The sequence below is a fragment of the Geoglobus acetivorans genome (genome assembly GCF_039641995.1).
In the GTDB taxonomy this organism is placed as follows: domain Archaea; phylum Halobacteriota; class Archaeoglobi; order Archaeoglobales; family Archaeoglobaceae; genus Geoglobus; species Geoglobus acetivorans.
The window spans coordinates 55,690-77,929 of sequence record NZ_CP087714.1 but is presented as its reverse complement, the minus strand read 5'-3'; the positions used below and the strand labels follow the sequence as shown (position 1 = coordinate 77,929).

26 protein-coding genes and 1 tRNA gene are annotated in these 22,240 nt (G+C 47.6%); 16 read left to right on the top strand and 11 right to left on the bottom strand.

Going from position 1 to position 22,240, the window contains the following annotated elements:
* Nucleotides 1-65: 65 nt before the first annotated feature.
* A complete protein-coding gene (locus LPQ35_RS00465) occupies nt 66-1,079 on the bottom strand; it encodes an adenylosuccinate synthetase (protein WP_193806744.1) in 1,014 nt (337 codons plus the stop codon).
* Between the two features lie 110 nt (nt 1,080-1,189).
* On the opposite strand from LPQ35_RS00465, the gene LPQ35_RS00460 reads away from it, so the two are divergent.
* From LPQ35_RS00460 to LPQ35_RS00445, 4 genes are all read left to right on the top strand, one after another.
* The gene (locus LPQ35_RS00460) at nt 1,190-2,092 is read left to right on the top strand and encodes an IS481 family transposase (protein WP_193806746.1); all 903 of its coding nucleotides are present in this window, start codon (nt 1,190-1,192) and stop codon (nt 2,090-2,092) included.
* A 73-nt stretch (nt 2,093-2,165) separates the two neighbouring features.
* Nucleotides 2,166-2,663, top strand: a complete 498-nt coding sequence (locus tag LPQ35_RS00455; RefSeq protein ID WP_193806747.1) for a 3-isopropylmalate dehydratase small subunit — start codon at nt 2,166-2,168, stop codon at nt 2,661-2,663.
* A gap of 111 nt (nt 2,664-2,774) precedes the next feature.
* Nucleotides 2,775-2,848, top strand: a tRNA-Thr gene (locus tag LPQ35_RS00450).
* A gap of 284 nt (nt 2,849-3,132) precedes the next feature.
* Nucleotides 3,133-4,158: a Fic family protein gene (locus LPQ35_RS00445; RefSeq protein WP_193806748.1), complete on the top strand. Its 1,026-nt coding sequence runs from the start codon at nt 3,133-3,135 to the stop codon at nt 4,156-4,158.
* A gap of 26 nt (nt 4,159-4,184) precedes the next feature.
* Here the strand turns inward: LPQ35_RS00445 and LPQ35_RS00440 are convergent, their stop codons facing one another.
* On the bottom strand, nt 4,185-5,054 hold the full coding sequence (locus LPQ35_RS00440; RefSeq protein WP_193806749.1) for an EamA family transporter: 870 nt from the start codon (nt 5,052-5,054) through the stop codon (nt 4,185-4,187).
* A gap of 122 nt (nt 5,055-5,176) precedes the next feature.
* On the opposite strand from LPQ35_RS00440, the gene LPQ35_RS00435 reads away from it, so the two are divergent.
* Nucleotides 5,177-5,485 (top strand): NifB/NifX family molybdenum-iron cluster-binding protein, encoded by a 309-nt coding sequence (locus tag LPQ35_RS00435; RefSeq protein WP_193806750.1) that lies wholly within the window; start codon nt 5,177-5,179, stop codon nt 5,483-5,485.
* Nucleotides 5,472-6,590, top strand: coding sequence for a M20/M25/M40 family metallo-hydrolase (locus LPQ35_RS00430; protein WP_193806751.1), 1,119 nt, complete (start codon nt 5,472-5,474; stop codon nt 6,588-6,590). The genes LPQ35_RS00435 and LPQ35_RS00430 overlap by 14 nt, the downstream gene beginning before the upstream one ends.
* On the opposite strand, the gene LPQ35_RS00425 is transcribed toward LPQ35_RS00430, so the two are convergent.
* Nucleotides 6,571-7,257, bottom strand: a complete 687-nt coding sequence (locus tag LPQ35_RS00425) for a DUF7343 domain-containing protein (protein WP_193806752.1) — start codon at nt 7,255-7,257, stop codon at nt 6,571-6,573. The genes LPQ35_RS00430 and LPQ35_RS00425 overlap by 20 nt on opposite strands.
* A gap of 48 nt (nt 7,258-7,305) precedes the next feature.
* Nucleotides 7,306-7,992 (bottom strand): metal-dependent hydrolase, encoded by a 687-nt coding sequence (locus LPQ35_RS00420; RefSeq protein ID WP_193806755.1) that lies wholly within the window; start codon nt 7,990-7,992, stop codon nt 7,306-7,308.
* Between the two features lie 161 nt (nt 7,993-8,153).
* Between LPQ35_RS00420 and LPQ35_RS00415 the strand changes: the two genes are divergently transcribed.
* Nucleotides 8,154-8,519 carry a response regulator gene (locus LPQ35_RS00415; RefSeq protein WP_193806757.1) on the top strand — a complete coding sequence of 122 codons (366 nt, stop codon included), beginning with the start codon at nt 8,154-8,156 and terminating at the stop codon, nt 8,517-8,519.
* Here LPQ35_RS00415 and glmM read toward each other — a convergent pair.
* A complete protein-coding gene (glmM, locus tag LPQ35_RS00410) occupies nt 8,508-9,848 on the bottom strand; it encodes a phosphoglucosamine mutase (RefSeq protein WP_193806759.1) in 1,341 nt (446 codons plus the stop codon). The genes LPQ35_RS00415 and glmM overlap by 12 nt on opposite strands.
* Before the next feature lie 154 nt (nt 9,849-10,002).
* Here glmM and LPQ35_RS00405 point away from each other — a divergent pair, with 154 nt between their 5' ends.
* The 5 genes from LPQ35_RS00405 to LPQ35_RS00385 all read left to right on the top strand — a co-directional run bounded on the left by LPQ35_RS00405 (nt 10,003) and on the right by LPQ35_RS00385 (nt 13,413).
* Complete coding sequence (locus tag LPQ35_RS00405; RefSeq protein WP_193807544.1) at nt 10,003-10,137, top strand: HEPN domain-containing protein; 135 nt, start codon at nt 10,003-10,005, stop codon at nt 10,135-10,137.
* Nucleotides 10,134-10,478, top strand: a complete 345-nt coding sequence (locus LPQ35_RS00400) for a nucleotidyltransferase domain-containing protein (RefSeq protein WP_193806761.1) — start codon at nt 10,134-10,136, stop codon at nt 10,476-10,478. The genes LPQ35_RS00405 and LPQ35_RS00400 overlap by 4 nt, the downstream gene beginning before the upstream one ends.
* A gap of 270 nt (nt 10,479-10,748) precedes the next feature.
* Complete coding sequence (gene asd / locus LPQ35_RS00395) at nt 10,749-11,783, top strand: aspartate-semialdehyde dehydrogenase (protein WP_193806763.1); 1,035 nt, start codon at nt 10,749-10,751, stop codon at nt 11,781-11,783.
* A 40-nt stretch (nt 11,784-11,823) separates the two neighbouring features.
* Nucleotides 11,824-12,096, top strand: a complete 273-nt coding sequence (gene albA / locus LPQ35_RS00390) for a DNA-binding protein Alba (protein ID WP_048093681.1) — start codon at nt 11,824-11,826, stop codon at nt 12,094-12,096.
* A gap of 78 nt (nt 12,097-12,174) precedes the next feature.
* Complete coding sequence (locus LPQ35_RS00385; protein WP_193806765.1) at nt 12,175-13,413, top strand: phosphoglycerate kinase; 1,239 nt, start codon at nt 12,175-12,177, stop codon at nt 13,411-13,413.
* On the opposite strand, the gene LPQ35_RS00380 is transcribed toward LPQ35_RS00385, so the two are convergent.
* The 3 genes from LPQ35_RS00380 to LPQ35_RS00370 are packed head-to-tail and all read right to left on the bottom strand — an operon-like array spanning nt 13,395 to nt 16,245.
* Entirely contained in the window at nt 13,395-13,940 is a 546-nt protein-coding gene (locus LPQ35_RS00380; RefSeq protein ID WP_203218957.1) for a UbiX family flavin prenyltransferase, read from the bottom strand. The two genes, LPQ35_RS00385 and LPQ35_RS00380, sit on opposite strands and share 19 nt — an antisense overlap.
* Entirely contained in the window at nt 13,937-15,685 is a 1,749-nt protein-coding gene (locus LPQ35_RS00375; protein WP_346297650.1) for a chloride channel protein, read from the bottom strand. The genes LPQ35_RS00380 and LPQ35_RS00375 overlap by 4 nt, the downstream gene beginning before the upstream one ends.
* Nucleotides 15,686-15,729: 44 nt before the next feature.
* Complete coding sequence (locus LPQ35_RS00370) at nt 15,730-16,245, bottom strand: GNAT family N-acetyltransferase (RefSeq protein ID WP_346297649.1); 516 nt, start codon at nt 16,243-16,245, stop codon at nt 15,730-15,732.
* A 138-nt stretch (nt 16,246-16,383) separates the two neighbouring features.
* Here LPQ35_RS00370 and LPQ35_RS00365 point away from each other — a divergent pair, with 138 nt between their 5' ends.
* Genes LPQ35_RS00365 through LPQ35_RS00355 form a run of 3 tightly spaced genes read left to right on the top strand, consistent with a single transcriptional unit; the run spans nt 16,384 to nt 19,067 of the window.
* A complete protein-coding gene (locus LPQ35_RS00365; protein WP_193806769.1) occupies nt 16,384-17,361 on the top strand; it encodes a tRNA (guanine-N1)-methyltransferase in 978 nt (325 codons plus the stop codon).
* An 11-nt stretch (nt 17,362-17,372) separates the two neighbouring features.
* The gene (gene trxA / locus LPQ35_RS00360; protein ID WP_193806771.1) at nt 17,373-17,783 is read left to right on the top strand and encodes a thioredoxin; all 411 of its coding nucleotides are present in this window, start codon (nt 17,373-17,375) and stop codon (nt 17,781-17,783) included.
* A 54-nt stretch (nt 17,784-17,837) separates the two neighbouring features.
* Nucleotides 17,838-19,067, top strand: coding sequence for a TIGR00300 family protein (locus tag LPQ35_RS00355; RefSeq protein WP_193806774.1), 1,230 nt, complete (start codon nt 17,838-17,840; stop codon nt 19,065-19,067).
* 7 nt (nt 19,068-19,074) lie between these two features.
* Here LPQ35_RS00355 and LPQ35_RS00350 read toward each other — a convergent pair whose 3' ends face one another.
* The 3 genes from LPQ35_RS00350 to pdo form a co-directional block, all read right to left on the bottom strand.
* Nucleotides 19,075-20,049 (bottom strand): AbrB/MazE/SpoVT family DNA-binding domain-containing protein, encoded by a 975-nt coding sequence (locus LPQ35_RS00350; protein WP_193806776.1) that lies wholly within the window; start codon nt 20,047-20,049, stop codon nt 19,075-19,077.
* A 52-nt stretch (nt 20,050-20,101) separates the two neighbouring features.
* Nucleotides 20,102-20,371 (bottom strand): hypothetical protein, encoded by a 270-nt coding sequence (locus LPQ35_RS00345; RefSeq protein ID WP_048091755.1) that lies wholly within the window; start codon nt 20,369-20,371, stop codon nt 20,102-20,104.
* Nucleotides 20,372-20,439: 68 nt separating this feature from the next.
* Nucleotides 20,440-21,126 carry a protein disulfide oxidoreductase gene (gene pdo, locus LPQ35_RS00340; RefSeq protein ID WP_193806778.1) on the bottom strand — a complete coding sequence of 229 codons (687 nt, stop codon included), beginning with the start codon at nt 21,124-21,126 and terminating at the stop codon, nt 20,440-20,442.
* A 116-nt stretch (nt 21,127-21,242) separates the two neighbouring features.
* Between pdo and LPQ35_RS00335 the strand changes: the two genes are divergently transcribed.
* Nucleotides 21,243-22,211 carry a replication factor C small subunit gene (locus tag LPQ35_RS00335; protein ID WP_193806780.1) on the top strand — a complete coding sequence of 323 codons (969 nt, stop codon included), beginning with the start codon at nt 21,243-21,245 and terminating at the stop codon, nt 22,209-22,211.
* The last annotated feature ends 29 nt before the right edge of the window (nt 22,212-22,240 follow it).

Sequence of the window (22,240 nt, the reverse complement as noted above, 5' to 3'; positions counted from 1 at the left end):
CTCCACCTCTCACACCGCAAAATATTAAGTTTTTGATGCTGAATAATGGGGATTAAAAAAGGCAATCAGAGTCTTTCATCTCTCAGATCAATTATCTGTTCGAGAGATGGGCCGGTTGAAATGAGTGTAACGGGAACGCCCGTGTCATCCTCAACTCTTTCAACAAACTCCTTTGCCTTTGGTGTCAGTTTTCCCCACTCGGTCACCCCATAGCACTCCTTGTCGAGTCTGTCAATTCCGGTTATGGCAATCTGCGTCGCTCCGTTGATCATGGCCGAGTATCTCGCAAGCTCCGGGTCCCACCATCCGACCCTTCTCCTCCTGCCCGTGACTGTCCCGTACTCCACTATTCCGAGGCTTTCTGCCTCCTCCTGGCTCATCTCTGTCGGGAATGGACCTGAACCGACCCTTGTAGGGAATGTTTTGAAAACGACGACCACATCGTCTATCTTCGTTGGCCCGACTCCAACGTCTGCGGCTATTGACGATGCCGAAACGTCCTTGGATGTTACGTATGGGTAGGTTCCGTAGTAAAGGCTTAGGGCAAAACCCTGAGAACCCTCTATCAGGACGAACTCTCCGCTGTCAATCGTCTCATTTACCTCGAGGGGAACGTCGGTAAGGAATGGCTGGAGCTCCACAACGTCCTTTGCAAGTCTGGCGACCCTCATCACTCTGTCTGCGTTTGCCGGCCCACATCCGCTCCCCGTGCTTCCTATTTTGCCTGCAAGGTGTTCCGAGCTTTTGTCAGCTTCAATGTGCTTTGGCTCGATGATTGCACACCTGTAATCGATTCTTGCCCGCTCCTCCACATTGAGCATTTTAACCTCGTTCAGAAAAACTTCTGGATTGACGAGAACTCCAGCTCCGATCAGGAGCTTCGCATCACCGTAAACGAAGCCGGAAGGGATCATTCGAATACCGAACGACTTTCCATCGAATTCCACTGTATGCCCTGCATTTGGCCCTACACCACCTCTTGCAATTACTTTCGGTTTATCGGAGTGTGCAATGTGCGCTATTATCTTTCCCTTTCCTTCGTCACCCCAGAATCCACCAACGACAATTGTAGCAGACATTGAATTCCACCCTCCCTTTTTTCGCAGGCATATTATTTAAAATTTGACATAGTCATAATGAACTTATTGTAGTATCCCAAAATTATTTCACAACCCTAAACCCAACTCTTGTGAGAAAACTAACGAACAAGAAAATCAAATGGATCATCAAGCAGCTCAACAAGGGAACTCCAGTCAAAGAAATAGCGGCTGTAATGAGAGTAACACCAAGAAGAATTTACCAGATCAAGAAGCAATACGAAGAAACAGGCAAGATACCAGAATTAAAACAACCGGGAAGGGAACCAAAGCTAATACCCAAAGAGACAGAACAAGTAATCCTGCAAACCTACAACAAATATAGACTCAGCCCGGTACTGCTGGAAAAGCTGATAGAAAGAGATTACAATATCCACATCCCTCACAACACCATATACAAAGTTTTACTCAAACACGGTTTGGTAGAGGGGAACATGAACAAGAAGAAGAGGAGGAAATGGGTTCGATTTGAAAGAACTCATTCCATGAGTCTGTGGCAGGGAGACTGGAAAAGGCTTGGAGAAGAGTGGATAATAGCCTTCATGGATGATGATTCTCGCTTCATAACCTGCTACGGTGTTTTTGATTCAGCAACTACAGAGAACACGATTAAGGTACTCAGAGAAGGATTCGCTGAATATGGCATTCCAGATGAAATTCTTACCGATCACGGAACCCAATTTGTTGCTGCAAAAAGCAGAGAGAAAGCTAAGCACAGGTTTAAAGAATTCCTGAAGGAGAATGGAGTTAAGCACATTGTTGCCAGAGTAAACCACCCTCAAACCAACGGGAAGATAGAGAGGTTCTTTGGCCTGATGGAGCAGAAGCTAAGCTTGTTTAATTCTGTTGAGGAATTTGTTTACTGGTACAATCACGTGAAGCCTCACATGAGCCTGAATTTTGATGAGCTTGAGACTCCTTATCAGGCGTTTCTGAGAAAGTTGCCTGCCGAAAGGGTGTTCGAGTTTAGCGGGAGGTGGTTGTTTGAAGAGTGAAATTATTTCGGGATATTACAGTCATAATGAACTTATCAAAATCTTTAAAAAAAGCGTCCATGACGTGGGGTCAATGAAATTAAGAGGGCGAGCCTGGAAGTTTGGAGATGATATTTCGACTGACCACATCACACCCGGCCGGTACTATCATTTGAGGAGCAACATGCCGGAGCTTGCCAAGCACGTTATGGAGGATGCTGACCCTAATTTTCCATCGAAGATGAAGCCCGGAGATTTTATAGTTGCCGGAAAGAATTTTGGGATGGGCAGCAGCAGGGAACACGCTCCTCTTGCAATCAAGATTGCCGGAATTTCGGCGGTAATTGCCAAATCCTTTGCAAGAATATTTTACCGCAATGCAATAAATGTTGGCCTCCCTGTGCTGATTGCCGATACTGACCAGATTGACTCCGAGGATGACCTTGAGGTTGATCTCTCGACAGGTATTATCAGAAACCTGACAAAGGACATTGAGATTCAGGCGAAACCGCTTCCGGAAATCATGATACGGATTCTGGACGAGGGTGGGCTCGTGGATTATGTCAGGAAGTACGGTGATATCGTAGTATGATGGGGGAGATGAGATGTCCTGTCTGCAACAATCAGGCGTATTTTTTAAATACCCCTGATGGTATATACTGTGCGATCTGCAACAGCAGAATAAGCTCCAAGATGTGAGCGTGCCGCCGTAGCTCAGCTGGTCAGAGCGGGTGACTCGTAATCACCAGGCCGCGGGTTCGAATCCCGCCGGCGGCTCTTGCTCTTTTTCTGTTTTCTGGACGGAAGATGACATCAAGAACGTTATTCTCCAGATTGGGATGTCCAGCTGGGACAGGAAGTATGTGAAAGCCATGCGACGGAGATTGGTGCGGTTCTCCGAGTGGTGTTCATACCAGGATGCTTATGGGATAAAAGCAGCACTAAATCTGGACGAAATTCTCTGGAGGAGGGCTGTCACGAAAACATCTATGGATTGAAAGCTTGTAAGAGGTTAATCCCATTTCCAAAAATTTTTAATCTGTTTTGCCAAATTACATAGCATGGCAAAACTGGAGATTAAGATCATCAGGGGCCACAAATATGTTTACATCAAAGATAAGGTTAGGGTTAACGATAAATACCTATCTGTTACCGTATACGTTGGCAGATTGGAGAAAACAACCACAGAACAGTTCATCAAAAAATTGGGTGAATATCAGATAGCTAAGTTAAACATCTTCACGGACTTCTGGCTGAAAAAGAAGCGTTCGTATCTCGATGATGACAAAGCACTCAATTTAGAGGAACTTCACTACAGCTACAGGCTATTTGGAGAGCACTATCCAGACGAGATGAAGAGATATGAGCAATCTGTCTTCGCAAGATATGTGCAGGGAACAACGGCAATTGAGGGCAACACCATAACTCTAAGGCAGGCTGAAGAGCTGCTTGAGCACAACATAACTCCTGCTGGCAAGTCTGTCAGAGAGGTCTATGAAATATTGAATTTCAGAAAACTGAGAGATTTCTTGGAAGAATATGAGGGAGACGTATCCGAGAGACTCATTAAAAAGATGCATTCCATAATCATGGAAAATTTGCTCGAATCTCCCGGAGAATACAGGAAAATTCAGGTTCTGATAGAGAAAGCTGAGCATGAGCCTCCACCAGCTTTTGAGGTTCCGGAACTCATGAGGGAGCTTGTGGAGTGGTACAGAAAAAACAGGCGATCAATGCACCCATTCGAGCTTGCCGTACTGCTTCACACGAAGTTCGTAACCATACATCCTTTCGTGGACGGTAACGGCAGGGTTGCGAGAGCGTTGATGAACTTCGTGCTGGAGAGAAATGGTTATCCAACACTCTATCTCGGCTTGGAGGATAGAGCGATGTATCTGGATGCTGTGGCGGAGGGTGATAAGGAAAATTATCAGCCAGTAATTGATTTCATGTATAAAGTTTACGTCAATCAACACAGGATGATTCTGAATGAAATTTACGGTAAAATAAAGAATGGGGAGATCAGGGCATTTCCGGAGATGGATGAATTGCTCAAACAATTTATGAAGTTGAAGCTTAAGGGCTAACTTTTCTTTTTACTTTCTCAATCAAACTAAGACCTCTCGACAAGATACACTCCCAGGACTATATGGATTCCACCGAGAACCGTGAACAGCCCGATATCTTCTCCAATGGTGAAATACGCCATCACCGCTGTAAAAAGAGGTATCAGGTATACAAAAACCGCAACTTTCGTCGCCTCCATGGCTGAGAGAGCGGAATACCACACAACATAGCCAAAAACCGAGCAGAACAGGGCCAGGAAGGTAATGGAGACCCAGGTCATCGTGGAAAATGCGACTGGATTGGCCATGCCTTCCACATACGCAAAGGGGAGGAGCAGAACCGCTCCGATGGCGAAGGCATAGACAGTGAGGGTTTCCGGATTGTATTTCTCAAGGAGTCTTTTTCCGGCGAGGGTGTACAGCGCCCACAGAAAGCCGTCGAAAATCATCAGCAGATCTCCTTTCAGAGTTTCGGCATGAATGAAGTCCAGATTGCCCTTTGATGCCGTAAGCACAACGCCTGAAAACGCGAGGATCAGAGCCAGGAACTTTCTGCCCGTGAGTCTTTCGCCGACAGTGAACGAGAGAACGGAAACAAATATTGCGGACGTGTTGATCAGGATGGACGAGTTGGTTGCGGTGGTGTAAACGAGAGCGAGAAACTGCACGGCGTAAAGCAGTGTAACTCCAGTCAGAGCAAGAAAAACCAGTCCCGGAAGGTCCCTCTTTGAGACAGGGACGATCTTGCCGGAGAGCTTCATAATTATGTACAGCACCGGAGCCGCCATCAGGAACCTGTAGAGTGCGAGGTTGAAAGGACCAATCTCCCCGAGACTTATCTTGACGAAGATGAACGAGGCAGCCCAGACGACAACTGTTCCGAGCAGAGCCAGAACGTACTTTCTCTCTGAATCCACCGGATAAGGTGTGGCCTGCGTTTTTCAATTTTGCGGGATACTGAGTGGCACAACTTCTCAGCTTGGAATTATCTCACCAGACTCCGAAAGCTACTTAAAATCATTTTGAATATATATTCACTATGAAGGTCGCAATCCCGACAGATGATGGAACGCTTGTTTCGGAACACTTCGGAAGGGCGAGGTATTTTTACATCACTGACGGAAAGAATGCAAAGCTGGCTGAAAACCCTCACAGAGAGCATGCAGGCAGACATGAAAAACACAGGCGAAAACACGAGCTTGTAAATCTTCTCGTGGGGGAAGGTGTTGAGGTAGTCTATGCACTCCATGTCGGGGAGGGGATGCGGAGAAATCTGGGAGAGGCGGGCATAAAAATAGAAACTGTTAAAGAGAGGGATATCGAGAAACTACTGCATGGACACAGTTGAGATTCTGAAGGATCTGATAGAGATTGACACGCGAAACCCTCCCGGCAATACGGAGGGGGCCGTGGAGTACCTTCAAAACCTTTTTTCGAGTTACAGCACGAGGATTTACGGTAAGGACGGAAAGCTCAACATTGTTGTTGAGATATCCAAAGGAGACCCAGAATTCCTGTTCACGTCTCATCTGGACACCGTCCCCTCAGATGACTCGCTCTTAAAACCCGTCATTGAGGGTGGAAGGGTCTACGGACGGGGAAGCTGCGATGCGAAGGGATGTGTTGCCTCCATAATCTCTGCGTTTCTGGATCATGAGCCCGAATCTGGGGTAAAACTGGCCTTCACGGCTGATGAGGAGATTGGGGGGAAGCTTGGCTTGGGAGAGGTGATGAAGCACGAGGAGCCCGACTTCGTAATCATTGGCGAACCTTTCGGCTCTGACAGAATAGGCATAGCTCAGGCTGCGGTTGTTGCTCTGAAAATCGTGGTTCACGGAGAGAGCGGACACACTGCAATGGCCGATGTTAAGAAAGGAGCGGTTTACAGAGCATCGGAAATCATAACCGAAACGGTAGATCGATTCGAGAAAATCAGGGGAGATAGAAAAAAGTTTTTTGACGAAATTTCCAGAATCGGCCTTGAGGTGGAGTTCAGGGGTAGCGGCGATGCGGTTTTCAATCCGTCTGTTGTGAGGGCCGGCATAAAGCGCAATGTCGTTCCCGATCGCTGTGAGATTGATGCCGACATCCGGGTGGCTCCCTGGATAGACGTGAGCAGCCTTAGGGATGAATTTCAGTATGAGGGCACGGACTTCTTCGTAACCGGATTTCTCAGGCCTTTTGGCTACATGCTCGACGGAGTGAATCCCGACCTTGACAGACAGCTTGTAAACCTGATAAGCGGTGCGATCAGGCGGGAGGGAATGGTTCCCAAGGCCGTTGTAACTCTCGGAGTTGGGGACATAAGGCATGTGAGAAATAGAGGCATTCCAGCGTTTTATCTCGGTCCCAGGGGCGAAAATCTTCATTCCGACGGCGAGTTTGTGTACATCGACGAGCTGTACACTGCATCAAGAATATACCGGAACATTGCTAATCTTTCAGGAAAATAATGTTACCCCTGCCTTTTTTGACCTTCTCCACAACACCTCTGCGTTCGAGGTCTGCGAGCATCAGGCTGATTTTGGCATCGCTGTAGCCAGTTTTCTGCCTCAGCTCTTTCTGGGTTATCCTACCTCCAGCCTGCCTGATTATTTCCACGATTTCGCTCAGGTCTTCCGGCAGCGTTTCGTGCGAGACAATCTCATAAACCTCCTCAGATCTCCTCTTTCTGAGCATGTACGCTCCGGTGAACAGCAGGGCAAGCAGCAGTGCCACGCCAGTCCAGTAATATCTCGTGTTTGACGGAGTCTTGCCGTCTTCCACGTTGAATTCGAGATTCAGCTCCTCGCTCATGTTTCTGTCCAGCTCCTCAACCAGCGGATAAGCGAGGATATCTATCCTGTAGGTCCCGTTCTGCTCCACAACGACGGTTTCGTTGGCGTAGAGTGTCAGGTCGTTGTAGTGGTAAACTTCGATTGAATAAACTCCGGGTGGCACCTCGAACATGTAACTGCCGTCCTCGCTGACGATTCTCTGCTGGGGAGTGGTGTTTATCGTGATTATGACGTTTTTAAGGGGTTCGAACGTCTCCCATGAGAATACAGTCCCCTGTATTTTTGCCCCGCTTGCCGTTGATGCGATCAGCAGCAGTGCAAGGATCACCAGGATTTTCTTCACAAGAATCTTTTACCGGAACGTATTATAAAAAATTTTCAAAAGAATGAGTTAAAATTCAAAGCTTTCTCCCGGTTTCAGCACCACTACGCTAACACCCTCAACTCTGCCCTCAACAGCTTTTTTGAACTCCTCAGGATTGGTCTCTATGACCGGAAACGTGTTGTAGTGCATGGGTATGGCGTATCTGGGCCTGACAAGCTCCACAGCTTTGACAGCCTCCCTTATCCCCATCGTGTACCAACCGCCGATCGGCACAAGCATAACTTCTGGCTCATAAAGCTCGCCTATGAGCTGCATGTCCATGAAAACATCCGTGTCTCCACAGTGGTAAACCTTCTGACCATCCATCTCAACCACAAACCCTGCGGGGTCGCCGGCAGGTATGAGTTCTCCGTCCTCCTCAACATCTGCGGAGTGGAACGCCTTGACCATCGTGGCGGCTATTCCGGAAAGTTTTGCGGTTCCGCCAATGTTCATACCCACGGCCTCAACACCCTTAGCGGAAAGTATCCTTGAAAGCTCATGGATTCCAACAACCGGACAGTCGTTGTTCCTGGCGATTTCAACAGCATCTCCCAGATGGTCTCCGTGACCGTGGGTTACCAGGATTACGTCTGCGGTTACCTCATTTGGCTTCACAGGAGCAAGCGGGTTTCCGGTAAGGAAGGGATCTATCAGCACCTTCTTGCTGCCCTCCAGCATAAAACAGGCATGCCCGTACCAGGTTACTTTCAACAGCACCACCTCCTGAATCTGTGCCTTTGAGAGATATTGAACCGGGACTTATTATGCTTTACTCTTGCATAATTTACCTGAGCCTGTGAGTGGCATGCTCCCGGCTTATACCAAAAAAGATTTATTGGGTTCTCACGATAATGATAATAAGAGGTGGAGGAATGACAAGGAAAAAGGTTATGATTGTTGAAGACGACGATGCGGTTCTTGAGGTTCTCAAAGTGATGCTCTCGAAGGGTAACTGCCAGATCCTCGTGGCCAAAAACGGTCAGGAGGCCATAGACCTCTACAGGTTTGCAAAGCCGGACCTGGTTTTGATGGATATCGAGCTTCCGGTCATGGATGGGATAACCGCAACGAAGGAAATCAAGAAGCTCGACCCTGGAGCCAAAATAATCGGTGTTACTGCCTATTCGAGGTCAAAGGGCAAATACCTGATTGAGGCCGGGGCGCTTGACATAATTGACAAGCCATTCACCAAAAAAAAGATATTTCAAATTCTTGAAAAGTACACATCAGTCTGTTAGTATTTTCCTCACCTTCTCAATTCCTGTCTCAAGCAGCTCCTTTGCCTTCTTCTCGTCCTTCGCCTCGGCGAAAATCCTTGCTATTGGCTCCGTGCCGGATGGTCTGATCAGCAACCATCCGTCCTCGAAGTCTATCCTTGCACCGTCGGTGAAATTGGCATCTTCAAACTCTGCTTTCAGACCATCAAGCAGCTTTTTCTTGTCTCTGCATTCGACCTTCGTTTTCAGAGTAACGTAGTGCGGTATATCCTTTACAAGCTCCGACAGCGGTTTGTTCTCCTCAGCCATCAGCTCAAGAACCTTGGCGAAACTCATCCCGCCATCCCTGGCAAGCAGGTGTTCAGGGAAAATAAGCCCTCCGTTTCCTTCTCCACCAAAAACGGCGTTTTTCTCCTTCATCACCTTTGCCACAACGGGTGAGCCGACGGCAGTGTAGATCACTTCACCCCCGGCATCTCTGACAGCATCCTCGACGCATCTTGATGTGCTTACAGGCGTAACCACGACTCCACCGCCGTTTCTCTCGACATAGTATTTCGCCATCAGGGCCAGCATGACGTCCTCGCTGACGAAATTTCCTTTTTCATCGACAAAGGTGGCTCTGTCTGCATCACCATCATGTGCGACCCCGAGGTCAGCCTTCACTGCTTTAACAACCTCCTTAAGCTCAGAGACGTTCTCCTCTACAGGTTCAGAGGCTCTCGCTGGAAATCTGCCGTCCGGATAGCAGTTGATTGTGTATGTTCTGCAGTTCAATCTTCTTGCAATTTCCGGGCTTGTAAACGATGCGGCACCGTTTCCACAGTCTATGACTACTCTGTATTCCTTTTCGGCGATAATGTCTGTATTCACCCTGTTCAGTATGCCGGTAACGTAAACCCTGTTTGCATCATCTGTAAAAACACTTCCCACCTCGTTCCAGGCTGCTCTTCTGAATTTCTTGCTCAGAAGCACTCTTTCTGCTTCAGCATCCTCCTCTCTGCTGAACTCCGTTCCATCCTCACTTACGAATTTAATTCCGTTGTATTCTCGCGGGTTGTGGCTGGCCGTAACTATGACTCCTGCTTTTGCTTTTGTGCTTTTAACGTAATACTGAAGAGAGGGTGTTGGAGTCACCCCAACGTCAACAGCATCACTTCCGGCAGACATTATCCCTGCAAGAACTGCCGACTTCAGCATTGGGGATGATATTCTCGCGTCCATTCCAACGGCAATAATTCCATCTCTCAGGGAGGCTATCGTTCTGCCAAGATCGAGGGCGAGTTCGGCTGTAAGCTCTTCATTTGCAATACCCCTGACACCGTTCGTGCCGAAAAGGGAGCGTTCCATATTCCCAGTGGAATCAAGGATTATATAATCTGTTCGGAAAATTCGACGGGTCCCTGACTTGTCCTCATCATCCGCATAGTCTTGAGAGGGTCAGATGGATAGTCTTCTGGGTTCATTCGAAACGGTTATTAATTTACTGGAGAAGTTTTGAGATATAATTGACAGAATTTCAAATCTTGAAAATGCATACGTCACGTCCCGTTACCTACCATTCGAGTTTGAGAAAATTGAAATTGAAAACATGTTTAGTATTTCGGAAAAAGTACGAAAGCTGGTTGATGGACTATGAATTTCGACGCGAGAATAGAAAATGCGAAAGAAGAGAGTAAGTACTTTGAGAACTGGATGCACTATGCAAGATTGATTTCCAGAATTGCGACTGAGATTCTTGGAGATGCGAGAGTCTATGTATTTGGCTCTGTAGTTGATGGAAGACACACGCTGGCCAGCGATATAGATGTGCTGATAGTTTCATCCAACACTCCTGAAAGGCTGGAGGGCCGGGCAAAAATTACTGGTAAAATCACGAGGAAGATAGGAGTGTTCTCACCGTTCGAATTTCGCATCGTCACACCGAAAGAGTTTAAGTGGTATCAGAGGTTTGTGAAGAGGCTTGTTGAGATCAGGTGATGCTGTTTTTGGCAAAACTTGTCGAACACGGTTCATGTAATATACCGTCAGCCGTTGGGAGATCAGGTTTTTACTTTTCCAGTTTCACAGGAGATTAGGCTGGGGACTCAAAAAGGAGTGTCGCCCGCTCTGTGGAATCCCCATCATCATTTCAGGGGACGCATGGCCGGCGGGCACGTATTATTGTTCAGTGAAGTATATAAAATCTTCTGATGGTTTTGATCCCTTCATAATCTTAAAATTTTAATATTGCCCGGCTTTCCTTGGCGTATGAAATACAAAGTTGCCGTGCTCGGAGCGACCGGAATGGTCGGGCAGAAGTTCATCCAGCTCCTCGAAAACCATCCCTGGTTCGAGATTTCTGCACTGATGGCGAGTGAGAGGAGGGTTGGGAAGGCTTACGGAGACGAGGTGGAATGGCTCATCTCATCCGATGTACCTGAAAATGTAAGGGACATGGAAATGCTGCCGATGGACCCCAGAAATGTGGATGCTGATATCGTTTTCTCCGCCCTTCCCGCGGACATTGCAAGAGAGGTCGAACCCAAATTCGCTCAGGAGGGTTTTGCTGTAGCGAGCAATGCTTCTGCCTTCAGAATGGAGGAGGACGTTCCGCTGGTCATTCCTGAGGTGAATGCCGAACATCTCGGCCTGATTGACGTGCAGAAAAGGAACAGGGGCTGGGATGGGTTCATCGTAACGAATCCCAACTGCACGACCATCATGCTTGTTCTGACACTGAAACCGCTCTTGGACCTCGGGCTTGCCAAGGTAAACGTTGCCACGATGCAGGCGCTGAGCGGAGCTGGTTATCCCGGAGTGCCATCAATGTCTGTTATCGACAACGTTTTACCCTTCATCAGGGGTGAGGAGGACAAGGTTGAGACCGAACCGCTCAAACTGCTTGGAAAGTTCACGGGCAGCGGTATCGATTTTGCCAGCATAACGGTTTCAGCCTCATGTCACAGAGTTCCGGTCATTGACGGACACCTTGAGGCAGTTTTTGCCGAGTTTGGTGGAAATATAGAAGTGAACGATGTTATTGAAGCTTTCAGGAGCTTCAAGCCTATTGAAGGATTGCCCACGTCTCCGGAAGAGGTTATCGTGGTGAGGGATGAACCCGACAGACCTCAGCCGAGACTTGACAGAGATGCAGGAAATGGCATGAGCGTTGTCGTTGGGAGAGTGAGAAAGGATGGAGACAGCGGGATCAAATATCTCGTTCTCGGACACAACACTGTCAGGGGTGCTGCTGGAGCAAGCATACTGAATGCTGAGTTGATGGTAAAAGAAAAGTTAATATAGTGGTAGGTTTTTCGGGATAAAAACAAGGAGGTAGATGGGAATGGCAGAAAACGCTGTGTTTGTAGGAAACAAGCCTGTAATGAACTATGTTCTGGCAGTTCTGACCCAGTTCAACGGCGGTGCAAAGGAAGTCGTTGTTAAGGCAAGGGGAAGAGCGATCAGCAGGGCTGTCGATGTTGCAGAGATCGTCAGGAAGAGATTCCTTCCAGATGTTGAGGTAAAGGACATCAAGATCTCAACCGAGAAGGTTGAGAGCGAGCAGGGCGAGGCAAACGTCTCTGCTATTGAGATTGTTCTCGGTAAGAAGGACTAATTCCATTTATTTTATCTTCTTTTTGCCCCCATTCTGCTTTTCAAAAACTTTTTAATTTCAGGCCGGGATTTCTGATTGATGATTGAGGAGTATCCGACTCTGGATGACATTGATTATTCAGGCAGGAGCGTCCTCGTTAGGGTTGACATTAACGCACCCATCGTTGAGGGAGAGATTCTGGACACGACGAGATTCCGGGCCCACATTCCAACGATAAGAGAGCTTGAGGACTGCAGGGTTGTTCTGCTGGCCCATCAGTCGAGACCCGGAAAGAAGGATTTCACGACGCTGAAAAAGCATGCTGAAGTCTTTTCAAGGCTGCTTAACCGGGAAGTTGAGTATATTGATGAGGTTTTTTCCGAATGTGCCGTAAAGAGGATTCTGGAGATGGATGCTGGCGATATACTCTTGCTTGAGAATGTCAGGTTTTATTCTGAAGAGGAACTGAAAAAAACACCCGAAGAGCATGCCGGCTCATATATCGTATCAAAACTCTACAGGTATTTTGATTTCTATGTCAATGATGCCTTTTCCGCATCACACAGGGGTCATGCGAGTCTTGTGGGATTTCCTGTTGTTCTGCCCTCGGTGATTGGAAGGCTGGTTGAGAAGGAGGTCAGGGCATTATCGAATGCGCTCGGCAGTGAGGGTGAAAAGGCATTCGTTCTCGGCGGAGCGAAGATAAGCGATTCTGTCAACGTCATGAAAAACGTTCTTGAGAAGGGCATTGCTGAGAGGGTCTTCCTCACAGGAGTTGTTGCCAATTACTTCCTCATGCTCATGGGATACGACCTCGGAGAGAAAAACATCAGGATTGTGGAAGATAACAAGGAGGGTATTGACGATTCAGAGATGAAGAAGCTGCTGAAGAACTATGAAGACAGAATAGTCCTTCCCGTGGACTTTGGCTGTGAGATTGGAGGGGAGAGGGTCGATATTTCCGTCGAGGAGTTTTTCAGGATGGATGACAAACCGCCCATAAAGGATATTGGGAGAGAGACGGTGGAGATGTTTTCCAGAGAAATTGAGAGCTATGATATAGCCGTGATAAACGGCCCCGCCGGAGTTTTTGAAGAGGAGGAATTTGCCTACGGGACGTTTGAGATTCTCAGGGCAGTATCGAGGGCAGGATTTTCAGTGGTGGGTGGAGGACACATTTCATCTGCGGCAAGACTTGCTGGGCTTGAGGACAAGGTGAGCCACATCTCCACGGGAGGCGGGGCGAGCATAAGATTCCTGAGCGGTGAAAAGCTGGTTGCTCTGGAAACCATCAAAAAGTACTGGAATGAGAAATGGTGTCACTCCCACCGCCTGTAATCGACCTGCACTCCGAGAACCTCAGCAACTCTCGAAGCAAAATGGTCAACAATGTCCTCTATTTTTTCCGGCCTGATGTAGAAGGCCGGTACTGGAGGCATGACCACTCCCCCTGCCTCGGTAACCCTCACCATTGCCCTCAGGTGGTTTATGTGGAGTGGGGTCTCCCTAACGGCCAGAACGAGTTTCCTCCTCTCTTTCAGAGTAACGTCTGCAGCTCTCGTTATGAGGTTGTCCGCCATCCCGTAGGCAATTGATGAGAGCGTTTTGATGCTGCAGGGTACGATTGCCATACCATCGTGCCTGAAGGATCCGCTCGCAATCCTTGCGGCTATATCGTCCTCAGAATACACGAAATCGGCCAGTTTTTCAACCTGGCTCAGGGGAACGTCCAGCTCATGCTCTGCCGTGATTCTTGCAGCGGATGAGATTACGAGATGGATTTCTGCATGATCTCTTAAAATTTCGAGGAGTCTGACTCCGAAAATCTGGCCTGATGCACCTGTCATCGCAACTATGAATCTCATAATCCCAGCCTCGTCAGCTCCTTTGCGTGCGCCTTCATTATATCACTCCTGGTTATTATTCCAAGCAGTCTGCCCGCATCATCCACGACCATGAGCCTTCCGATGTCCTTTGCGATTAAGAGCTTGAGGGCTTTTTCGAGGTTCTCGTCAGGCTTGACTGCGAGGGGGTTACGGGTCATTATGTCCTCCACCTTTATGTTCTCCTTCATCTCGTCGGAAACCCTGTTGATGTCGCTGAGTGTAATGACGCCGATGAGCTTCCCCTCATCGACAACCGGGAACCCCAGATGGCCTGTGAGCTGTATGAGCTGCAGCACATCATCGACGGAATTGTTTGGCGAGACTGTTATCAGATTCTCCGAACTCATCGCCTCTCTCACGGTGAGGTTCTCCAGAACATCCTTAATCATTTCCCTTCTGTGGGCAGGACTGTCGGCCCTCGTATCAACCTGTTCGCTGTAGATGCTGTAGTTTCCTGAGAGCAGGTATGAGATGGCCGAGGCAGTCATTATTGCTGGAAGAAGCTCATAGCCCCCGCTCATTTCGAGAACCATTATGATGCTTGCTATCGGCGTCTTTGCAATGGCGGAAATGAATGCACCCATGCCCACGAGTACGAAAGCTCCTATGGGGAGGGAGCAGTCCGGCAGTATTGACTGGGCAAGGAAACCTGTCAGTGCGCCCACCATGCTGCCGATAACTATTGATGGGGCGAATACACCTCCACTTCCTCCGCTGCCCACGGTAAACGAGGTGGCGAGTATTTTTCCGAGAAGAAGCGAGAGTGCCATGATCACAGTCAGCTTTCCGTCTATTGCGAGCTGAACGTAGCCGTAGCTCATACCCATGGCAGGAGGAATGAGATAGATTATGGCTCCGGTAAGCAGGCCTCCGGCCACAGGCTTCATCCAGCTTTTCATTTTCAGATTTTTGAATATGTTATGGACTGAGTAAAAGGTCTTGATGTAGACTATACCCACAATGGCAGAAAGAAGGCCGGTCAGTGCGAAAAACGGAACTTCCTCAAAGCCTGTGAGTGCAAAGGAGGGTGTGGCGAAGATACTCGTTGGCATAGAATGTCTCATAGAGTACAGAAAGCCAACGAACACGGTGTAGGAGATTATCGATGAGAGGAACGCATATATCAAACCCTCTGTTTCGGTATCTCTCCTGTAAAGCACTTCAACGGCAAAAAGCGCCCCTCCAAGGGGAGACCTGAAAATCGCACCTATACCTCCCGCAACACCAGAAATCAGCAGGATTCTTCTTTCTCTGTCGCTGAGGTCGAAGAATGTGGACAGTACGGAGCCAAAACCGGCACCTATCTGCGCGATAGGTCCTTCCCTTCCTGCACTCCCTCCTGTGCCGATTGTGAACGCCGTTGCCAGAGCCTTGACAAATGGGACCCTTGCCCTGATCACACCTCTCTCCCTGTGGAATGCTTTTATCACTGCATCTGTCCCGTGACCCTCTGCTTCTGGTGCGAGAGTGTAAACGATGTATCCGCTCAGCAGACCTCCAATGGCCGGAAGGAGGTAATAGGGAACCCTGACACCGGAGAAGCTGAAAGAGAACATTTCGGGTTCGCCTGCCGGTGCGGGGAGTGTAATGTTGCCAAGGGAGCCTACGAAGAATGCGTTGGTCATGTCTATTAGCAGATACAGCGCAATGGCCCCCAATCCTGACACGATCCCCGTGAGAACAACGAGAAACAGGAAATGACCTTTTGAGTAGGATGATCTCACGTTTGGGCCTTATGTGGGGTGTTGTGTAAAAATTTTTTCATTTTTCATTTGAGCTGGAGGTACATGTCGAACTCATGCTCTGGATTGACTATCCTGAATCCGAATTTCTTGTAGACGTGGACGGCCCTGTGGTTGTCTCTCTCTGTCACGAGCATTATTCCGTCGAAACCCATTCTCTTTGCGTAGTCTATTATGTGTCTGAGAAGGGCCTGCCCTATCCCTCTGTCCTGATAATCCTGGTGGACGAATATTGACAGGTCCACCTTCTTCCAGTCTGCTGTTGGGACAATAACACAGTGTCCAATCAGCTTCCCTCCAAGCTCCGCTACAATGGCGAATCCGTTTTCTGCAAGATAGTCTATCCAGTTCTCAATGGCTATTCTCGTTGACGGTGGGAGTCCGAGACATCTGTTGTCCGGGGAGAAGCTTTCGTACATGCTGATCAGCCTTTCCCTGTCCTCTTCATGGTGGTACTGCCTGATGGTGACCTCGTCCCCTTTCCTGTCCTTGAAAATTACTGGCTCGAATTCCAGGAATTGCCTTTTCACTTCTGAAGACATCATTTGCTGTAATTTACGCAGCAGAAGTATTTATTATTTACTCGAAATTATTAATAGTGTTATTACAAAACAGATATATAAACCACACCTTCTACCGCTCCTGAAATTATTTTATAGCCGAGAATTCCAGCAACTCCCGTGAGGTTAAAACATCTGTTCGTGGAATTTTTAAAAAGCCGGGGGATAGAATGCATATCAACAAACTCCAGAAAGGTGCTGGGCGAGGACCCCATTGCATACATTGCCAGAAATTTTGTTTCGGGAAAGTTCAGAATTTTTGAAGGCCAGGGGAGGTTTTCGTTTGATCTTGATGGAAACAGGATTGATGCCTGCAGGTATGTTGCATGGAAGAGCCGTGAGGGAATTGGCAGGGAAGAGATAGAGGACAGACTGGGAGATTTTCCATACTTGGTTGTGGACTGCTCTCTTGCCGGATTGCACAGCGAAAAGGAGCTGAGGAGCCTCAAAAAGCAGGTTAACTGGACCCTGAGAGTGGTAAGGGAATTCATGTGGGACGAGAGGTATGTTGTGGCGGGAATGGATACAGGCACTTCCGCACAGCACTTCCCATCGGTCGAGGATTTTCTTGACCAGGTCAGACCGGGAAAGGTAATTTTGCTCGATCCCGGTGCAGAGGAAGAGTTCAGGGGAGAAAATGCGGACTGCTACATCATAGGGGGAATTGTTGACAAAACCGGTAACAAGAGGGGCACCACAGCACTGATATATGAAAGACTTGTAAAGAATGGCTATTCTGTTGAAAGGAGGAAGATACTTCTCAGAGGTGATGTTATAGGTGTTCCGGACAGAATAAACCACATCGCCGAAATTGTGCTGAGAGCCGTGATGGATGGAACGAGTGTTGAGGAGGCCATTCTATCTGTTCAGAGCAGAAAAATTGCCAGGTGGAGGCTTAGAAAGGAAATTGTGAAAAATTCTGAAAAGATTAAGAGAAACAGCAGGTCTTTCAGGGTTATCAGAAAGTCCTTCTTTGAGGATGTGAAAACCTGGCTGAACGTTGAGCTGGAGGATTTTTACAGGTGTGCATCGGATATGGGCATAATCGTGGTTGATGTGGATTTCAATCCAGCAAAAATTTTTAATGTATGTGGCTGAGATTTAGCCTTATGGACGAGATTGAGAAAATCCGGCAGAAGAGGATGATGGAACTCATGCAAAAGATCGGTGATAAAGACGATCAGCCTGTTCAGAATGCTGTTGATCACCCGATAAAGGTGGATGCATCAAATTTTGATGAGGTTCTGAAAAAATACGGCAATGTTGTTGTTGATTTCTGGGCGGAGTGGTGCATGCCGTGCAGAATGATTGCCCCGATTGTCGAACAGCTGGCAAAGGAGTATGCCGGCAAGGTGGTATTTGCAAAGCTGAACACCGACGAGAATCCAATGATTGCCAGCAGGTATGGGATCACAGGAATTCCGACTCTGATCTTCTTCAAGGACGGCAGACCAGTTGACAAGGTTGTTGGCGCACTTCCGAAAGCCGAGCTGAAGAGATGGGTTGAGAGAAACATCTGAACTTTCCAAATTTTTAACAAAAATGTTTTTGTATTCTCCATCAAATTCAACCTGATGATAGCAAGGGAGGTTGAATTTGAGGGCCATCTTATAGATTCCAACATACTGCCAAAGGTTCTGGATCTGATTCTTGATCTTGATGGTGAATTTGAAATAACTGAATTCAGGATTGGAAAAAGGAAAGAGGACACCAGCTACGCCAGACTTATTGTTTTTGGGAGGGATGAAAACCATCTCGATGAGCTTTTGAAGGAACTCCACAAGCTCGGTGCAAGGGTTGCGGATGCTGAGGATGCTGAATTTGCTGAGGCACCCGATGATAGAGTTCTTCCCGATGGTTTTTACGTAACGACAAACAATCCCACCTTCGTAAGGCTGAACGGCGAGTGGATAGAGGTTGAGGACATAGGAATGGACAGGGTCATCGTCGTTGATCCTGAAGGGAAAAGAGCTTACTGCAGGTTCCTCAATGAGATAAAGAAGGGAGACCTCGTTCTGATTGGCGAGAAGGGTGTCAAAATAATCCCTCCAGAAAGACCGAGAAAGTCGACAACGTTTGAGTTCATGGGAGGGCACGTCTCTACCGAGAGACCTACCCCCAACGTGATAAAGGCGATAGCGAGTGAAATCGTTAATTTGAAAAGGAATGGAGGAAAAATCGCCGTGGTTGCAGGGCCTGCGGTGGATCACACGGGTGCGAGGGATGCTCTGGCCGGAATGATCAGAGATGGGTATGTTGACGTCCTCCTCTCCGGAAACGCTCTTGCAGTTCATGACATGGAAATCTCCATATTCGGCACGTCTCTCGGAATGGACATCAGGACGGGAAGGCCCGTGCCTGGTGGAAACAGGCACCACATTCACACCATCAGCAAAATCATAGCTGCTGGAGGCATAAAGCAGGCCGTTGAGAAGGGCATTGTAAGGGATGGCATAATGTATGAATGTGTCAGAAACAACGTCCCCTTCATTCTCGCTGGATCAATAAGGGATGATGGGCCTCTTCCAGAGGTTGTAACCGATACAATGGAGGCCAAGAAGGCCATGAAGAACGCCCTCAAGGGTGTGAACATGGTGATAATGCTGGCCTCGATGCTTCACAGCATAGCGGTTGGAAATCTCCTCCCCTCGGTCGTGAAGACAATATGCGTTGATTCAAATCCGTCCACCGTTACAAAGCTGGTTGACAGGGGAAGCCATCAGGCCATCGGAATTGTAACTGACGTTGGGCTGTTCTTGCCTGAGCTGTATGAAAACATAAAGGAGCTGGAAAAAGAGAGCTGAAATTTTATTATTTTGTTATTATCAGCTCTCTGACCGATTTGTTGATTGCAATCTCTCCAATACTTTTGATCCGTCTCGATATGTCTATGAGCGGATACATTATTGTCGGATTTTCCCTGCCCTCTTTGATGCTTGCGAGCAGATCGTTCTCTATTCCGTCAGCTATGTCTATCGCATCGTTTGCTGCTTCGGTGCTTGACTTCATGTACGAGTCCATCACTTTCCTGAACACATCCTCAATCCTTGAGAGAATCTCGAGATACTGCTTTGAATCTTCCGAAAAGTTGTCGAGCGAGTAGAGTGCGTCTGAAAAATCATACAGCGAGTCTGAGATCTCCTCAAGGGTTTTTGCTACAATCCTCATTCCGAGTATGTTTCTCGTCTCGCTCCACTTCGATGGGGACATCAGGTCCCTTATAACCCTGTTTTCAAGTCTGACAGCCAGCATGTACAGCCTGTCGCTGTCTTCCTCAAGCTTCTGGATCTCTTTCAGCCCATCTCTGTCATCAATGTTGATGCTGTCTATTATGCTGTCTATAATGCCGAGAACAATCTGGGACATTCTCTTAAGCACGCCTATTATGTCAAATTCTGCGGTTGTCAGGCTCCTGAGCACAATCGTGTTCTCCTGAGCATCAATTACCTCAAAACCTATAATCTCATGCACGATTCCGCTGATCCTGCTCACGAGCTTGGGAGAGAGCATTTTGTCCCTGATCTCTATTTCGTCCAGCCCCTGTATGTACAGCGCAATGATGAAGCGCCTCAAAAACCGCTCGTCATAAGCAGGCAACTTCTCAATAATGGCCTTTACGACCTTGCTCTCCTCAGAATACTTTTTTGGCATTATTTTGATTACGTCCTCATCGATGTCGAGAATTATATCGTCGCCCTGGTCGAGATTGTTTTTCTTGATCCAGTTCTTTGGCAGGCTAACCATGAAACTTGATCCGCCAATGAGCTGAAGTTTGCGCACTTCCACATTAATATGCATATAAAGAGGTTAAAATATTTTACCGTTGGCACAAAAATTTTCAGGAAGAATACGTAGGGTCATCCTCATAGCCAAGAGACAGGTCCTGAATCATTTTGGTTACAAGACCAAGCAAAATCCTGTCGTCAGAGAGAATTTCCCTGATTATCATCAGAGACGTTGCCTCCTTTAGCTCCTGGCTCTTCAGCCTTTCGAGATGCTCCACGAGCTTTACCGCAAGCTTGTAAATTTCTGCAAGCCTGGCATCATCTTCGGTTTCAAACTCCTCTTCGTCAATTTCTATTTCTATTATTTCTTCAAACTCATCCATTGAAAGTGTTTTGTCAGAAGGTTATTTAAATAGTTGTTGGGGGCTTGAAAAGAAAGGTAAAGTGGAGTTTACCTCATGTCGACATTCTTACCCTCGTCTGCATCCTTTACGAAGTTGATAACATGCGTTTCAGGATATGCACCCACGAACTGAACAACATTGCCCTTGTCGAGGTTTCTGATGACCGTGTGTGGTACGCCCATCACGCTCCATCTGTCGGCCAGTGATGGGAATTCGAGGCTTTCAATCATCACACCCTCTATTTTTTCGCTTATCATCGCAAACTGGTGAGCCACAAGCACGGCTTTTGGACAGTACGGGCAGCTCGGGGTTACGTAAACCTCAATCAGAAGTTTGCTGTTTACACCCTTCAGCGCCTCTTTGGTTTCTGGAGACACCTCAAGCTCACCGGACGAGACGAACATTATGTCCTTAATCAGGGTTGTGAACTCATATCCCGACGGAATTCCGATGAACTTTATCCTCGACCCAAGTCTGCTCTCGCTGTCTGTTATGACGATTGTTGGCGTGTGCTCAACACCCATCGTCTTTGCATCTTCGCTTTTTATATCGTGGACTTCCAGCAGTATCTTATCTGAAAGTCCAGAGACTTCTTCAAGGAGCTGTCTGGTCTCTTTGCAGTATATGCAGTGTTCATCCTCACTGGAGAACAGAATCAGCCTGACATCGTTTTTCAGACTTTTTTCAAACTCCTTTTTCAGATACGCCTTATCTTCATCTCTCAGCAATCCCATTGTGTATCACCTTATTTCGAAATTCGAATTGGAAATATAATACTCTGCCGCTTTTGTGAGATGGTGCATAATTGACTCAGAAGGTTTTTAATATTCGTTCGCCGTTTGAATCTGTGATGGACACGATAATCTGGGTTGAGAAATACAGGCCAAAGACCCTCGATGAAGTTGTCGGTCAGGATGAGGTGATTCAGCGTCTTAAGGGTTATGTTCATAAGAAAAACATACCACATCTGCTTTTTGCAGGTCCTCCGGGCACAGGAAAAACGGCAACATCCATAGCCCTCGCGAGAGACCTTTTCGGTGATGTATGGCAGGACAACTTCATCGAGATGAATGCGAGTGATGAAAGGGGGATTGATGTTGTCAGACACAAGATAAAGGAGTTTGCGAGAACCGCACCGATTTCGGCACCGTTCAAGATCATATTTCTGGATGAGGCGGATGCCCTGACTGCTGACGCTCAGGCGGCTCTCAGAAGAACGATGGAAATGTATTCAAAGACATGCAGATTCATCCTAAGCTGCAACTACATCAGCAGGATTATCGAGCCCATCCAGAGCAGATGTGCGGTCTTCAAGTTCAGGCCAGTTCCCACAGAGGCAATGAGGAAACGGCTGCTCGAGATATGCGAAGAGGAGAGAATAGATATCGATGATGAGGCCATTGAGGCGTTGATCTACATCTCTGGAGGGGACTTCAGAAAGGCGATTAACGCTCTGCAGGGTGCTTCGGCGCTGGGGGAGAAGGTTACAGCCGATCTGATTTACCAGATTACTGCTACCGCACGACCGGAAGAACTGAAAAAGCTTATAGAGACAGCTCTGAAGGGAGACTTCCTTTCAGCGAGAGACTACCTTGACAGGCTCATGATCGAATACGGGATGAGCGGTGAGGACATAGTTTCCCAGATGTACAGGGAAATAATCTCCTCGGGTTTCGACGAATCTCTGAAAGTTGTTCTCGTGGAAAAGCTTGGTGAGATCGATTTCAGACTGACGGAAGGGGCACACGAGCGAATCCAGCTCAACTCATTTCTGGCATTTCTAACCCTGGTTGGTAAAAAGAGAGCAAAGCAGGGTTGATTTTAATTTCATTTCCGTTTTTCAGATTC